Annotated in this window: 10 protein-coding genes; 5 read left to right on the forward strand and 5 right to left on the reverse strand. The window is 65.7% G+C overall.

Features of this window, described 5'->3' with window-relative positions:
* Nucleotides 1-146: 146 nt before the first annotated feature.
* Entirely contained in the window at nt 147-773 is a 627-nt protein-coding gene (locus tag ABIB95_RS14170; RefSeq protein ID WP_039154700.1) for a glutathione S-transferase family protein, read from the forward strand.
* A 120-nt stretch (nt 774-893) separates the two neighbouring features.
* On the opposite strand, the gene ABIB95_RS14175 is transcribed toward ABIB95_RS14170, so the two are convergent.
* The 3 genes from ABIB95_RS14175 to ABIB95_RS14185 all read right to left on the reverse strand — a co-directional run bounded on the left by ABIB95_RS14175 (nt 894) and on the right by ABIB95_RS14185 (nt 6,153).
* Nucleotides 894-1,529, reverse strand: coding sequence for a LysE family translocator (locus ABIB95_RS14175; RefSeq protein ID WP_354240094.1), 636 nt, complete (start codon nt 1,527-1,529; stop codon nt 894-896).
* Nucleotides 1,530-1,828: 299 nt separating this feature from the next.
* Nucleotides 1,829-4,870 carry a DNA polymerase I gene (polA, locus tag ABIB95_RS14180; RefSeq protein ID WP_354240096.1) on the reverse strand — a complete coding sequence of 1,014 codons (3,042 nt, stop codon included), beginning with the start codon at nt 4,868-4,870 and terminating at the stop codon, nt 1,829-1,831.
* A 215-nt stretch (nt 4,871-5,085) separates the two neighbouring features.
* Complete coding sequence (locus ABIB95_RS14185) at nt 5,086-6,153, reverse strand: acyltransferase family protein (RefSeq protein ID WP_354240098.1); 1,068 nt, start codon at nt 6,151-6,153, stop codon at nt 5,086-5,088.
* A gap of 192 nt (nt 6,154-6,345) precedes the next feature.
* Between ABIB95_RS14185 and ABIB95_RS14190 the strand changes: the two genes are divergently transcribed.
* From ABIB95_RS14190 to ABIB95_RS14205, 4 genes are all read left to right on the forward strand, one after another.
* Nucleotides 6,346-7,662: a UDP-glucose dehydrogenase family protein gene (locus ABIB95_RS14190; protein ID WP_354240100.1), complete on the forward strand. Its 1,317-nt coding sequence runs from the start codon at nt 6,346-6,348 to the stop codon at nt 7,660-7,662.
* A 116-nt stretch (nt 7,663-7,778) separates the two neighbouring features.
* Nucleotides 7,779-10,256: an ATP-dependent helicase HrpB gene (hrpB, locus tag ABIB95_RS14195; protein ID WP_354240102.1), complete on the forward strand. Its 2,478-nt coding sequence runs from the start codon at nt 7,779-7,781 to the stop codon at nt 10,254-10,256.
* 129 nt (nt 10,257-10,385) lie between these two features.
* Nucleotides 10,386-10,898, forward strand: a complete 513-nt coding sequence (locus tag ABIB95_RS14200) for a TIGR02281 family clan AA aspartic protease (RefSeq protein WP_354240104.1) — start codon at nt 10,386-10,388, stop codon at nt 10,896-10,898.
* A 210-nt stretch (nt 10,899-11,108) separates the two neighbouring features.
* Nucleotides 11,109-12,608 (forward strand): phosphomannomutase/phosphoglucomutase, encoded by a 1,500-nt coding sequence (locus ABIB95_RS14205; protein ID WP_085398210.1) that lies wholly within the window; start codon nt 11,109-11,111, stop codon nt 12,606-12,608.
* 177 nt (nt 12,609-12,785) lie between these two features.
* Here the strand turns inward: ABIB95_RS14205 and ABIB95_RS14210 are convergent, their stop codons facing one another.
* Together ABIB95_RS14210 and ABIB95_RS14215 are read right to left on the reverse strand one after the other, a co-directional pair.
* Nucleotides 12,786-13,295 (reverse strand): Lrp/AsnC family transcriptional regulator, encoded by a 510-nt coding sequence (locus tag ABIB95_RS14210; RefSeq protein ID WP_354240107.1) that lies wholly within the window; start codon nt 13,293-13,295, stop codon nt 12,786-12,788.
* Nucleotides 13,296-13,392: 97 nt separating this feature from the next.
* Nucleotides 13,393-14,316 carry a sugar kinase gene (locus tag ABIB95_RS14215; RefSeq protein ID WP_354240109.1) on the reverse strand — a complete coding sequence of 308 codons (924 nt, stop codon included), beginning with the start codon at nt 14,314-14,316 and terminating at the stop codon, nt 13,393-13,395.
* Nucleotides 14,317-14,319 lie beyond the last annotated feature (3 nt).

A 14,319-nucleotide genomic window follows, 5' to 3' on the forward strand; every position in this document is an offset into this window, starting at 1 on the left:
GTGGCGGAATTTATCCGCGACGGCCGCGACATTCCAGAGGGGACCGGTCGAGTCAACAGGGATCGGCCATCCCGGTCCGCCAGTTGTGGGGGTGCAACCTTCTGGAGTAGTTGGATGCCAGATATCTCGGGGAAGGAAATGCCTGAATGACCATCGAGCTGCACACCTGGAACACGCCGAACGGCCGCAAGATCTCGGTCGCATTGGAAGAAATGGGGCTGCCTTACAAGGTGGTCCCGGTGAACATCACCAAGGGCGAGCAGATGGCGCCGGGCTTCCTGAAGCTCAGCCCCAACAACAAGATCCCCGCGATCGTCGACCCCGAGGGGCCGGACGGCAAGCCCGTCAGCATCTTCGAGTCCGGTGCGATCCTGCTCTATCTCGGCGAAAAGACCGGCAAATTCCTGCCGAAATCGCTCTCGGAGCGCATCCCCGTCTATGAATGGCTGATGTGGCAGATGGGCGGCTTCGGCCCGATGCCCGGCCAGGTGCACCATTTCATCGCGCTCGAGAACGAGCAGGATCGCGCCTATGGCCTGAAGCGCTACATGGCGGAGACGCGCCGGCTCTACGGCGTGCTGGACCGCCGGTTGGAGGCCCACGACTTCGTCGCCGGTGACCTCTCGGTTGCCGATTTTGCCATCCTGGGCTGGGCCTGGCGCCACCCTCGCCACAAGGTTGAGCTGGCCGATTTTCCCAACGTCAAGCGTTGGTATGAGGCGCTGATGGCCCGTCCTGCGGTGAAGCGGGGCATGGACGCGAAGCTGGATTGATTGGGCGGTGTCATCGCCCGACTTGATCGGGCGATCCAGTATTCCAGAGGCGGCGGTGATTGAGCCGAGAGGTCGCGGCGTACTGGATGCCCCGGTCAAGCCGGGGCATGACAGTGTGCCTCACACCTTCTTCGCTTCCACCGCCATCCGCACCGCAAGCCCGGCCAGCACCGTGCCCATCAGCCAGCGCTGCACCAGCATCCAGCTCGGCCGGCTCGCCAGGAACAGTGCGATCGACCCTGCGGCAAGCGCGATCATCGCGTTGACGCTGACGCTGATCGCGATCTGGATCGCCCCCAATACCACCGACTGCGTCAGCACGCTGCCGGCGGCGGGATCGATGAACTGCGGCAGCAGTGCCAGATACAGCATCGCGATCTTCGGATTGAGCAGATTGGTGACAAAACCCATCGCGAATAATTTGCGCGGGCTGTCGATCGCAAGCTGCTTCACCTGGAACGGCGAACGACCGCCCGGCTTCACCGCCTGCCACGCGAGCCAGAGCAGATAGCCCGCGCCGGCGAAACGCAGCGCGTCATAGGCAAAGGGAATGGCAAGCAAGAGCGCGGTGATGCCGAACGCCGCGCACAGCATGTAGAACACGAAGCCGAGTGCCACCCCGCCGAGCGAGACGATGCCCGCCGCCGGTCCCTGCGTGATCGAGCGCGAGATCAAATAGATCATGTTCGGCCCCGGCGTGAGCACGAGACCAAGGCAGACGAGGGCGAAGCCGAGCAGGGCGGAGGTGTGGGGCATGGGTGAACCGGTGTGGGGACGGCACGGTTCTAATATGCGCCGCGCGGCGGAGCCATCGCGCAATTGCACGGAGGACAATTCGATCTGCCGCCGAACGCTCGGTGCGCTCCCTCGCCCCGTTCTTACGGGGCCGCGACGAGCTTCGCTCGCGCTGAGAGGGTTGGGGTGAGGGGCTTCTCTCCAACCGGGTGGTCGTCGATAGACCTGTACCCCCTCACCCGGATCGCGCCGGACGATGCTTCGCATCGCCGGGGGGCGATCCGACCTCTCCCCGCAAGCGGGGAGAGGTGAAAAAGCGATCAATGCGCCTCGTCCCAATTCTTCGCCGCGCGCGCATCGACATGCAGCGGCACCGACAGGTTCACGGCCGGGAACGGCGCGTCCTGCATCACGTGCTGCACCACCGGCAGCGTCGCCGCGACCTCGGCGTCAGGCACCTCAAAAATCAGTTCGTCGTGCACCTGGAGCAGCATCTGTGCCGACAGCTTCGTCTGGGCCAGGGCATCCTCCATCCGCGTCATGGCGCGGCGGATGATGTCGGCGGCGGTGCCCTGGAGCCGCGCGTTGATCGCGGCGCGCTCGTTGAAGGCGCGCACCGAGACGTTCGAAGCCTTGATGTCGGGATAGTACATCTTCCGGCCGAACAGCGTGGTGACATAGCCGTTGCTCCGGCAGAAGTCGCGCGTCTCGTCCATGTAGGCGCGGATGCCGGGGAAGCGCTCGAAATACTTCTTGATGTAGGCGGAGGCTTCCTCGCGCGCGATGCCGAGCTGGTTGGCGAGGCCGAATGCCGAGATGCCGTAAATGATGCCGAAATTGATCGCCTTGGCACGGCGCCGGATTTCGCTCGGCATGCCCTCGATCGGCACGCCGAACATTTCGGAGGCCGTCATCGCGTGAATGTCGAGCCCGTCCTTGAACGCCTGCTTGAGGACGGGAATGTCGGCGATCTCGGCGAGCAGCCGCAGCTCGATCTGCGAATAGTCGGCGGAGACGAGCTTATGTCCCGGTGTCGCGATGAAGGCGCGGCGGATCTTTCGCCCGTCCTCGGTGCGCACCGGGATGTTCTGCAGATTCGGCTCGTTCGACGACAGCCGGCCCGTCGTGGTCGCGGCCAGCGCGTAGGTGGTGTGGACGCGATGGGTTTGCGGGTTGACGTAGGTCGGCAGCGCGTCGGTGTAGGTCGATTTCAGTTTCGAAACCTGGCGCCACTCCAGGATCTTCTTCGGGAAGTCGTGGCCCTGCTCGGCAAGCTCGTCGAGCACCTGCGCGGTCGTCGACCACGCGCCAGTCTTGGTCTTGGTGCCGCCGGACAGTCCCATCTTTCCGAACAGGATGTCGCCAATCTGCTTGGGGCTGCCGACATTGACGGGCTCGCCCGCGATCTCCTGGATCTCGGCTTCGACGCGCGCCGCGGTCTGGGCGAAGTCGCCTGATAGCCGCGACAAGACCTGGCGGTCGATCGAGATGCCGCGCCGCTCCATGCGCGCGAGCACCGACACCAGCGGCCGCTCCAGCGTCTCGTAAACGGCGGTCATGTGCTCGGCGACGAGGCGCGGCTTCAGCACGCGCCACACGCGCAAGGCCATGTCGGCGCCTTCCGCCGACAGCGGTGCGGCCTTGTCGATCGGCACCTGGTCGAAGGTGATCTTGCCCTTGCCGCTGCCGAGCAGCTCGCTCTCCTTCAGCATGGCGTGGCCGAACCAGCGCTCCGCGAGCGCTTCGATCGCGTGCGAGCCGCGGCCGGCATCGAGCACATAGGAGATCAGCTGCGCATCGTCGGCGTTGCGCAGCGTGATGCCTTGCTGCGCCAGCATCACGGCGGTGAACTTGACGTCGAAGCCGATCTTGAGAATGCCCGCCGATTCCAGCACCGGCCGCAGTGCTTCGATCGCGTCGGCATGCTTGACCTGGTCCGGCGCGAGGCCCGCGTCGAACAGACCGGCGCCGCCACCGGACTGCTTGTGCGCGAGCGGCACGTAGCAGGCCTCGTTCGGCGCCAGCGCCAGCGCGATGCCGCACAGATCGGCCTGCATCGGATCGATGGAGTTGGCTCTCGTCTCGATCGCGACATAGCCGGCGTCATGGATGCGCGCGACGAAGGCGTCGAGCTCCATGAGCGTCTTGATCGCCTGGTATTTGCCACGGTCGACCGGCAGCTTGCGCAGCGCCTCTTCGCGCGCGGCGGCCAGTGAAATCGGCGAGCCCTTGAGACCGGCCGACTTATCGCCCTTGTCGCCGCCCGTTGCGGTCGCGGCTGGAGCGGCGAAAAGATCGCCGGAGGTCTCTGACGTTCTTGCCTTGGCTGCGTCGCCGCCGGCCCTGGCGCCGCTGCTGTTCGACGCATCGGCATCGACATTGGCGGGATCGATCTGCGAATAGTCGGCGACGCGGCGCGTCAGCGTGGTGAATTCCATCGCCTTCAGGAAGGCAATCAGCTTGCGCGCGTCGGGCTCGTGCACCGCGAGGTCGTCCAGCGGCACCTCGAGCTCGACCTTGTCGTCGAGCAGCACCAGCTTGCGCGAAATCCGCGCCTTCTCGGCATTCTCGATCAGCGCCTCGCGCCGCTTCGGCTGCTTGATCTCGGTGGCGCGGAACAGAAGCTGTTCGAGGTCGCCATATTCGACGATCAGCTGCGCCGCGGTCTTGATGCCGATGCCGGGCACACCGGGCACGTTGTCGGTGGAATCGCCGGCCAGCGCCTGCACTTCGACGACTTTCTCCGGCGGCACGCCGAACTTCTCGATCACCTCGGGAATGCCGATACGGCGATCCTTCATGGTGTCGTACATCATGATCCTGTCGTTCACGAGCTGCATCAGATCCTTGTCGGAGGACACGATGGTCGTGTGGGCGCCGCGATCGCTGGCCTGCCGCGCATAGGTCGCGATCAAATCGTCGGCCTCGAAGCCGCCCTGTTCCAGGCAGGGCAAATCGAAGGCGCGCACGGCTTCGCGGATCAGCGCGAATTGCGGGATCAGATCATCGGGCGCGGGCGGCCGGTGCGCCTTGTACTCGGGATAGATCTTGTTGCGGAACGTGACTTCCGACTTGTCGAACACGATCGCCAGATGCGTCGGGCGGTTGTCCGCGGGCATGTCGCGCAACAGCTTCCACAGCATGTTGCAGAAACCGAGCACGGCGTTGACCTGCAAGCCATCGGACTTGCGGTTCAGTGGCGGCAGCGCGTGATAGGCGCGGAAGATGTAGCCGGAACCGTCGACCAGGAAGATGTGGTCGCCCTTGCCGGCCACCTTCGCCGCGACCGGTTTGGCAGCAGGCTTGTCAGCAGCGGGTTTGGTGTCGGCTTTGGCGGCGGTCTTCGGGGATGTTTTGGGCATGGCCGCAATGTATGAATTTTTGCGGGCTTTGACAGCCTTGAGCGGGGGATTTTTGGGCCGCTGGTGCCGCTATCCCCACCGTCGTTCGCCACATCCCCGCTGTCATTCCCCGCGAAGGCGGGGAAACCAGTACGCCGCGGCTTCTCGGCTCGATCACTGGCGTCTCGGCGTACTGGGTCGCCCGGTCGAGCCGGGCGACGACACCGAGAGGGCGGCTACTCCGCCGCCTGCAACACCGGCCCTGCCTTCTTCGGCGCGATCCAGAACGTCTGCGGCCGTTCGAACAGGAAGCGGGCATTGAGCCGCAATGCGACGTACCAGATCGCGAGCGATCCGATCACGCCGACGATGGTGACGATCAGCGACACCGTGCCGATGTCGGCAATGACGCCGGTGCGCAGCAGCAGCGTTCGTGTCGCCGCCATCGGCAGGAAGAAGGCGAGGTAGATCACGATCGAATGCTCGCCGCAGAAGCGGAAGAAGTTCAACCATTGTGCGCGGGCGAGCAGCGTGCCCATCGTGATGATGGCGCAGGCGCCGGCGAAGCCGAGCACGAGCGAGACGATCTTCCATTCGCTGGCGCCGAGCGCGACGAGGCCCGCATTGACCAGCGCCCAGCTCGCAAGCGCCGCCAGCGCAAGTGCGGGATGGTTGCGCGCGCGATCGGACAGCGCGAACACGTAAGGCGCGAACAGATATCCCGAATAGAAATAGACGAAGCGCGCGCAGAATTCGTCGATCGCGGTCCAGCCGGTCGAGATCCGCGCCGTCTCCAGCGCGGCAGCGATGAGCCAGATCGCCAGCGGCGGGACTCGCCGTGTCAATTTTGTGACCACGAAGAAGATCGGCAGCAGGTAGATGAACCAGAGCGTGCCGAACGGTTCGACGAAGGATTCCAGATACAGCAAGCCGGCCTCGCGCCAGCTCGTCTCCGCCGCGAACGCCGGTGCCTTGAAGCCGAACTGGATTGTCACCCAGACGACATAGAAATAGGCGAAATGCACCACCTTGCGGTCGAGATAGGTTCGCCAGTCCCGATCGATCACCAATGGCAGGAACAGGCCCGAAATCAGGAAGAAGTCCGGCATCCGGAACGGCTTTGCGAAGGCCACGGCGACATGCATGAAACCGGTCTGGCCGGCCGCGATCTCCACCCCCAGCACCGAGTGCATCATCACGACCATGACGATGCAGATGCCCTTGGCATAGTCGACCCAGTCGACACGGGCGGGCGAGGGGGCCTTGGAAAGCCCGCTCGCGGCGATTGTGCCTGATAGTGCCATGGTGTCCCGTTTCGAGGCGCGGTCCGCCCGGCTCTGTGCGGACGTGGCGCAGTGTGAAGCCTTGCGGTTTAAGGTTTCTTTACCGGTACAATTCGCGTGCCGGTTTTTGCATCCGGGCTGTTCTCTCCCCTCAGGAAAATGCTAAACCGCTCAAGTTGGGGTTTCGTTAACCAAGCTGGAACAGGGTTTTTCATGCGAATCGCGATGATCGGAACGGGCTATGTGGGACTGGTGTCCGGAGCCTGCTTTGCGGATTTCGGTCACGACGTCACCTGCGTCGACAAGGACGAGAAGAAGATCGCGGCGCTTCATCGCGGCGAGATTCCGATCTACGAGCCCGGGCTCGACGAGCTGGTCGCGACCAATGTGAAGGCCAAGCGGCTCGACTTCACCACCGATTTGTCGAAGCCGGTCGCGGACGCCGATGCCGTCTTCATCGCGGTCGGCACGCCCTCGCGCCGCGGCGACGGTCACGCCGATCTCTCCTACGTCTACGCCGCCGCGCGCGAGATCGCGCAGTCGCTGTCGGGCTTCACCGTCGTCGTGACCAAGTCGACCGTCCCGGTCGGCACCGGCGACGAGGTCGAGCGCATCATCCGCGAGACCAACCCTGCGGCCGACGTCGTCGTCGCCTCCAACCCCGAATTCCTGCGCGAGGGCGCGGCGATCCGCGACTTCAAGTATCCCGACCGCGTCGTCGTCGGCACCTCCGACGAGCGCGGCCGCAAGGTGATGGGCGACGTCTATCGCCCGCTGTCGCTGAACCAGGCCCCGCTGATGTTCACGGCGCGCCGCACCGCCGAGATGATCAAATACGCCGCGAACGCGTTCCTCGCGACCAAGATCACCTTCATCAACGAGATCGCCGATCTCTCGGAAAAGGTCGGCGCCGACGTGCAGGAGGTCGCGCGCGGCATCGGCCTCGACAACCGCATCGGCACCAAGTTCCTGCATGCGGGTCCGGGCTTCGGCGGCTCCTGCTTCCCGAAGGACACCAAGGCGCTGATCAAGATCGCGCAGGACTATGACGTGAACTTGCGCATCGTCGAAGCCGTGCTGGCCGTCAATGAGAACCGCAAGCGCGCGATGGCGCGCAAGGTCAGCCAGGCGCTCGGCGGTAGCTTGCGCGGCAAGACCATCGCCGTGCTCGGCCTCACCTTCAAGCCCGACACCGACGACATGCGCGATGCGCCGTCGATCCCGCTCGTCACCGGCCTGATCGACATGGGCGCGACGGTCAAGGCTTTCGATCCCGTCGGCATGGAGCAGGCCAAGGGCGAGCTGCCGAACATCACCTATTGCGAGGACGCCTATTCCTGCGCGCAAGGCGCCGATGCGCTCGTCATCGTCACCGAATGGGTGCAGTTCCGCGCGCTCGATCTCCACCGGCTGAAGGCGGCCATGACCCAGCCCGTCGTCGTCGATCTCCGCAACATCTACCCGCCCGAAGAGATGCAAGCCGCCGGCTTCACCTACGAGAGCATCGGCCGTCCGCCGGTGCAGGGCTGACGGTCCACTGCCGCAACGATTTCGTCATGGCCGGGCTTGTCCCGGCCATCCACGTCTGTTTCTAGTCGAAGACGTGGATGCCCGGCACAAGGCCGGGCATGATGAATGGATAGGCCTTGCCCCGCAGCTTCGACACGCCCCTCCCGATCGATGCCGTGCTCGACGACCTCTCGCGCACGCTGGAGGCGCATAACGCCGCCGTGCTGGTGGCGCCGCCCGGCGCAGGCAAGACCACGCGGGTGCCGCTGGCGCTGCTGGATGCGCCCTGGGCCGCGGGCAAGAAGATCATCGTGCTGGAGCCGCGGCGTATCGCTGCGCGGGCGAGTGCCGAGCGCATGGCCAAGTCGCTTGGCGAGCGGGCCGGCGAAACCGTCGGATACCGCGTCCGCTTCGGCTCGAAGATCTCGCGCGCGACGCGCATCGAGGTGGTGACCGAGGGGATCTTCACCCGCCAGATCCTCGACGATCCCGAGCTCTCCGGCATCGCGGCCGTCCTGTTCGACGAATTCCACGAGCGCTCGCTCGATGCCGACATGGGCCTCGCGCTGGCGCGCGACGCGCAAACCGGCCTGCGCGAGGATCTGCGCATCCTCGTGATGTCGGCAACGCTCGACGGCGCGCGCGTGGCAAGGCTGCTCGGGGAAGCGCCCGTTGTCGAGAGCGAGGGCCGCGCCTTTCCGGTCGAGACGCGTTATCTCGGCCGCAAGGCGGATGCGCCGGTGGAGCGGCAGATGGCGGATGCGATTGCGTCCGCGCTGCGCGCCGACGGCGGCTCGGTACTGGCGTTCCTGCCCGGCGCCGCCGAAATCCGCCGCACCCAGAATTTCCTCAGCGAACGCGTCCAGGATGCCAGCATCGAGATCGTGCCGCTGTTCGGCGCGCTCGACGCTGCCGTGCAGGACCGCGCGATCGCGCCCGCGCCGAAAGGCACGCGCAAGGTGGTGCTGGCGACCTCGATCGCGGAGACCTCGCTCACCATCGAGGGCGTGCGCATCGTGGTCGATTCCGGTCTCGCCCGCGTGCCGCGCTACGAGCCCGACATCGGGCTGACGCGGCTCGAGACCGTGCGCGCTGCGCGTGCGGCGGTGGACCAGCGCCGCGGCCGCGCCGGCCGCACCGAGCCCGGCGTCTGCTACCGGCTCTGGGACGAGCCGCAGACGGCCTCGCTCGCGCTCTACACCCAGCCGGAGATCCTCAGCGCCGACCTCTCCTCGCTGGTGCTCGACCTCGCGCAATGGGGCGTCGCCGATCCTTCGGCGCTGTCGTTCCTCGATCCGCCGCCGCTGCCCGCCTGGAAAGAAGCGAAAAGCCTTCTGTCCGAGCTCAACGCGCTCGATGGCGACGGCCGCATCACCGCCGAAGGCAAAAGCCTGCGCGCGCTGGCACTGCCGCCGCGGCTGGCGCGCATGATCGTGGATTCGCATCGCGTAGGCAGCGGTGAAGCCGCGGCCGAGATCGCGGCCATCATCACCGAGCGCGGGCTCGGCGGCGACAGCGTCGATCTCGAGTACCGGCGCGATCAGTTCCGCCGCGATCGCTCGCCGCGCGCCGCGAGCGCGCGCGATCTCGCGCGGCGCTGGGCTTCGCAGGTGGCGGCGTCGGAGAAGGCCGCAACCGGACAGGATGATCTCTCGACCGGCCTGATGCTCGCCTACGCCTTCCCGGACCGCGTCGCGCGCAATCGCGGCAATGGCACCTTCGTGCTCGCCAATGGTCGCGGCGCCGCGGTGGAGCAGTCCTCGTCGCTCGCCCGCGCACCCTACATCGCGATCGGCGAGATGACGGGCACGGCGGCGAGCGGCCGCATTCTGCTGGCGGCGCCGATCGGCGAGGACGACATCGAGCGGCATTTCGCCGAGCATATCGAGACCGTCGACGAGATCTCGTTCGATCGTGGCGCGATGGCGCTGCGCGCGCGGCGCAAGCGAGCGCTGCATGCGATCACGCTGTCTGAGGCAACACTCGCGGTGTCGCCTTCGGAGGAGACCGCGCGCATCTTCGCCGATGGGCTGATTGCCGCAGGTCTCGACCGGTTGCCCTGGTCGAAGGCCGCAAAGCAGTGGCGCGACCGCGTGATGTTTCTGCGCAAGGCCGAGGGCGACAGCTGGCCCGATTTGTCCGACGACGGACTGATCACGCGGCGGGACGACTGGCTGGTGCCGGCGCTCTACGACAAGATCGCACTGAAGGACATCTCGGCCGGCGATCTCTCCGACGCGCTGATGGCACTGTTGCCCTGGGAGATGCGCGCAAGGCTCGATCGTGAGGCGCCGACGCATTTCGAGGCGCCGACCGGCAGCGTGCTCGCGATCGACTACGAGGCCGAGCAGGGGCCGACCATCGCGGTGCGGCTCCAGGAGTTGTTCGGGCTCAACACCCATCCGTCGATCGCCGCCGGTAAGGTGCCGCTGGTGCTGGAATTACTGTCGCCGGCGCAGCGCCCGGTGCAGGTGACGCGCGATCTCCCCGGTTTCTGGCGCGGCAGTTACGCCGCCGTGCGCTCCGACCTGCGCGGCCGCTACCCGCGCCATCCCTGGCCGGAGGATCCGGCGAGTGCGCTGCCGACCCGGCGGGTCAAGCCGCGCGGGACCTGAGAAGCCACGAAGGCGTATTAACCCTCCGCTCATCCTTTTCGTCAAAATAGCGACGCTCTGACCGCAGCGTCGCTCGCGGCCAGACGTGTCGCGTGGTGAAATCGAGCTTTGCGGCTCGGAAGTGGTGTGATGCGTAACATAATGATCCTCGCGGCCATCATGATCGGCCTCGGCACGTTCATGGCGCAGATAGCGGACAGGATGAGTTCCGCCTCCGCGACGTCAGCGCCGCGCACGACGATCGCGGTTGCTGCGACGGCGCCGGCCGGTGGGCGCAGCCTCGCCATTTCCCGCGATGGCCGTGGCCATTTTCAGGCCGAAGGCCGCATCGACGGCCAGCGGATCGGCTTCATGATCGACACCGGCGCTTCCGTGGTCGCGCTGAACGAGACCTCGGCCGCCCGCTTTGGCCTCCGTCCCTCGCGCGGCGAGTACAACGCCACCGTCTCGACCGCCAACGGCACCATCAAGGCGGCGCGCACGCGCATCGCCATGCTCGAGGTCGGCGGCCTCGTCGTGCGCGACGTCGACGCCATGGTGCTGCCGGACGAGGCTCTGTCGGAGAACCTGCTCGGCCTCTCCTTCCTGTCCCGCCTGAAGCGCTTCGAATACGCCAACGGCCAGATGGTGCTGGAGCAGTAAGCCGCCTCAAAGGCGCTCGCCGCGCCGACGAACGGTCGTTCGCACGGATTTTTTTCAGGACGGCATTGGCGGAAGTCTCGCGCCGGGCCGCGTTTTCCCGTTACCAAACTGCCGCAATTATAAGCCATAAGCTGCCATTCCCGCCTTCCGCTGCGGCCCGGCATTCGCTAAGGCTGCATCAATTCCCGCCATTTTCACGAGACCGTCTCAATGTTCCCCAAGCCGAAATCCGTCTTGTTGCCCAACACCTATGCCTTCGAATCCGAGCCGATGGTGAAGGCCACGGGTTTTCGCGAATACGACGCGCGCTGGTTGTTCCAGAAGGAAATCAACCTGATGGGGATCCAGGCGCTCGGCATGGGGCTGGGCGCGCTGATTGCGGAGCTCGGCGTCAAGCAGGAGATCGTCACCGGCCATGATTTCCGCGGCTATTCGGCCTCGATCAAATATGCGCTGATTTCCGGCCTGATGGCTGCGGGCTGCAAGGTGCACGACATCGGGCTCGCGGTAACGCCGATGGCCTATTTCGCGCAGTTCGACCTCGACGTGCCCTGCTGCGCCATGGTCACGGCCTCGCACAACGACAATGGCTGGACCGGCGTGAAGATGGGCGCCAACCGCCCGCTGACCTTCGGCCCCGACGAGATGACGCGGCTGAAGGAGATCGTGCTCAACGCCGAATTCAAGAACAAGGCCGGCGGCTCCTACCAGTTCCACGAGAATTATCCGGCGCGCTACATCGCCGATCTCACCGGCCGTCCGAAGCTGACCCGCAAGCTCAAGGTCGTCGCCGCCTGCGGCAACGGCACCGCCGGCGCGTTCGCGCCGCAGGTGCTGGAGGCGATCGGCTGCGAGGTGATCCCGCTCGACACCGAGCTCGACCACACCTTCCCGAAATACAATCCGAACCCGGAAGACATGGAAATGCTGCACGCGATCCGCGACGCGGTGCTGCATCACAAGGCCGATGTCGGTCTCGGCTTCGACGGTGACGGCGATCGCTGCGGTGTCGTCGACAACACCGGCGAGGAAATCTTCGCCGACAAGGTCGGCGTGATGCTCGCCCGCGACATGTCGGCGATCCACAAGGACGCGCATTTCATCGTCGACGTGAAGTCGACCGGCCTGTTCGTCACCGATCCCGTGCTGCAGAAGCAGGGCGCCAAGGTCGCCTATTGGAAGACCGGCCATTCCTACATGAAGCGCCGTACCCACGAGACGGGTGCGCTCGCGGGCTTCGAGAAGTCCGGCCACTTCTTCTTCAACAAGCCGTACGGACGCGGCTACGACGACGGCCTGGTGTCGGCGCTCGCGATCTGCGACATGCTCGACCGCGCGCCGGGCAAGTCGATGGCCGATCTGAAGAACGCGCTGCCGAAAACCTGGTCGTCGCCGACCATGTCACCGCATTGCGCCGACGAGACCAAGTACGGCGTCATCGACCAGGTGGTGAAGCATTTTGAAGGCTTGCAGGCCAAGGGCGCCAAGATCGGCGGCCAGGCGATCCGCGATCTCGTCACCGTCAACGGCGTACGCGTCACGGTCGAGGACGGCAGCTGGGGCCTGGTGCGCGCGTCCTCCAACAAGCCCGAGCTCGTCGTCGTGGTCGAGAGCCCGGTCTCCGAGCAGCGCATGCACGACATGTTCGAGATGGTGAACAGCGTGCTCCGCACGCATCCCGAAGTCGGCGCGTACAATCAGACGATTTGAGGGGTATCAGGGAGCACAACCCGCGCAGCAAATCTCCGCTGTCATGCCCCGGCTTGACCGGGGCATCCAGTACGCCGCAGCTTCTCCGTATCCAATCGCCGCCTCTGGAATACTGGATCGCCCGGTCAAGGCCGGGCGATGACAGCTTCCTTGTGGTGAGACCTGAGAACTAAGCTTCTAAGCCGCCACCACCGCCGGGATCGGCAGCGCGGTGACCGACTTGATCTTCTCCATCGCGAAGCGCGAGGTGACGTTCTTCAGCGGCACCGCGCTGATCAGCTTCTTGTAGAACACATCATAGGCCTGCATGTCGGCGACCACGACGCGCAGCATGTAGTCGACGTCGCCGGCCATGCGGTAAAACTCCATCACCTCGGGCATGGCGCTCACGGCCTCGGCGAATTTTTTGAGCCAGGCATCGGAATGGTCGGAGCTTTCCACCGAGACGAATACGGAGATGCCGAGACCGATCTTGTTCTGGTCGACCAGCGCCACCCGCTTCAGGATCACGCCGTCGGCCTCGAGGCGCTGGATGCGCTTCCAGCAGGGGGTCGAGGACAGCCCGACGCGGTCGCCGATCTCGGCGACGGAGAGGGAGGCATCCTCCTGGAGCACCATCAGAATCTTGCGGTCGATGGCATCGAGGCGGCGGCTGGTCTCGGGGAGTTGGACAGCGAGGTCAGTCATTTGAAGAACTTTGTTCCATTTCAGGGGCTGATTTCCCTGATATAGAGAAAATCTTTCCACGGCAAGCCTATAATCTCGGCGTAACAGTGGAACTTCTCTAGAGCCTGCCTGGTAAAAGCTCTTCAACTTCAACGCGTTGTGGGGCGGCCATGCCGCCACCGTGGCGGGTGCATTTCAGCGCTGCGGCGGCCGCGGCGAATCGCAGCGCCTCCCGCACCTCCTCGCCCTCGGCGAGGCGAAGCGCAAAGGCGCCATGGAAGACGTCGCCGGCCCCGAGCGTATCGACCGCCTGAACCGGGAGGGCCGGTGTCTCCTCCAGCTCGCCCGCCTCGTTCAGCCAGATCGTGCCGCGCGGGCCGCGCGTGGCGGCGACGAAGGCCGGCGTCAGCCTGGCCAGGCGCTTCAACGCGCCACCGTCGTCGGCGACGCCGGCCGTCTCCTGCACCTGGTCGCTGGCGAACAGCAGGTGCGAGGCGGCCGTGAGCAGGCCGTCCTGCAACGACATCGCGCGATCGACGCCGACGATGACGGGAATGCCGCGCCGTCGCGCCTCGGCGCAGAGATCGATACAAAGGGCGCCGCAGCGGCTCTCGACGAGGACCGCCCGGCAATCAGCGAGCAGCGCGTCACCGTCCGGCAGCTTCACGCCCCACAGAGCGGGATCGCGATAGATCGTCAGCGTCCGCTCGCCCGAGGGCTCGATCAGGATCGCGGAGACCGGCGTGGTCAGGCCGGGCATGCGCACGACGTGCGTCGTGTCGATGCCTTCACTGGCCATCTGTTCGAGAATGAAGCCGCTCGACGCTTCCCGTGCATCACCCATCGGTCCTGCGAAGGAGACCCGGCCACCGAGCCGCGCGATGGCGATCGCAGCATTGAGCGCGTTGCCGCCGCAGATCTCGGCGAGATGCGTGGCGTTGGCCTTGCTGCCGCGCGCGGGCACGGCCTCGACGCGAAAGGTGAGGTCGCGCACGGGAATGCCGATGCAAAGGGTGTGTGGCGCGGTCCGTGATGTGGCCACCGG

The sequence above is a fragment of the Bradyrhizobium sp. LA2.1 genome (genome assembly GCF_040547725.1).
In the GTDB taxonomy this organism is placed as follows: domain Bacteria; phylum Pseudomonadota; class Alphaproteobacteria; order Rhizobiales; family Xanthobacteraceae; genus Bradyrhizobium; species Bradyrhizobium barranii.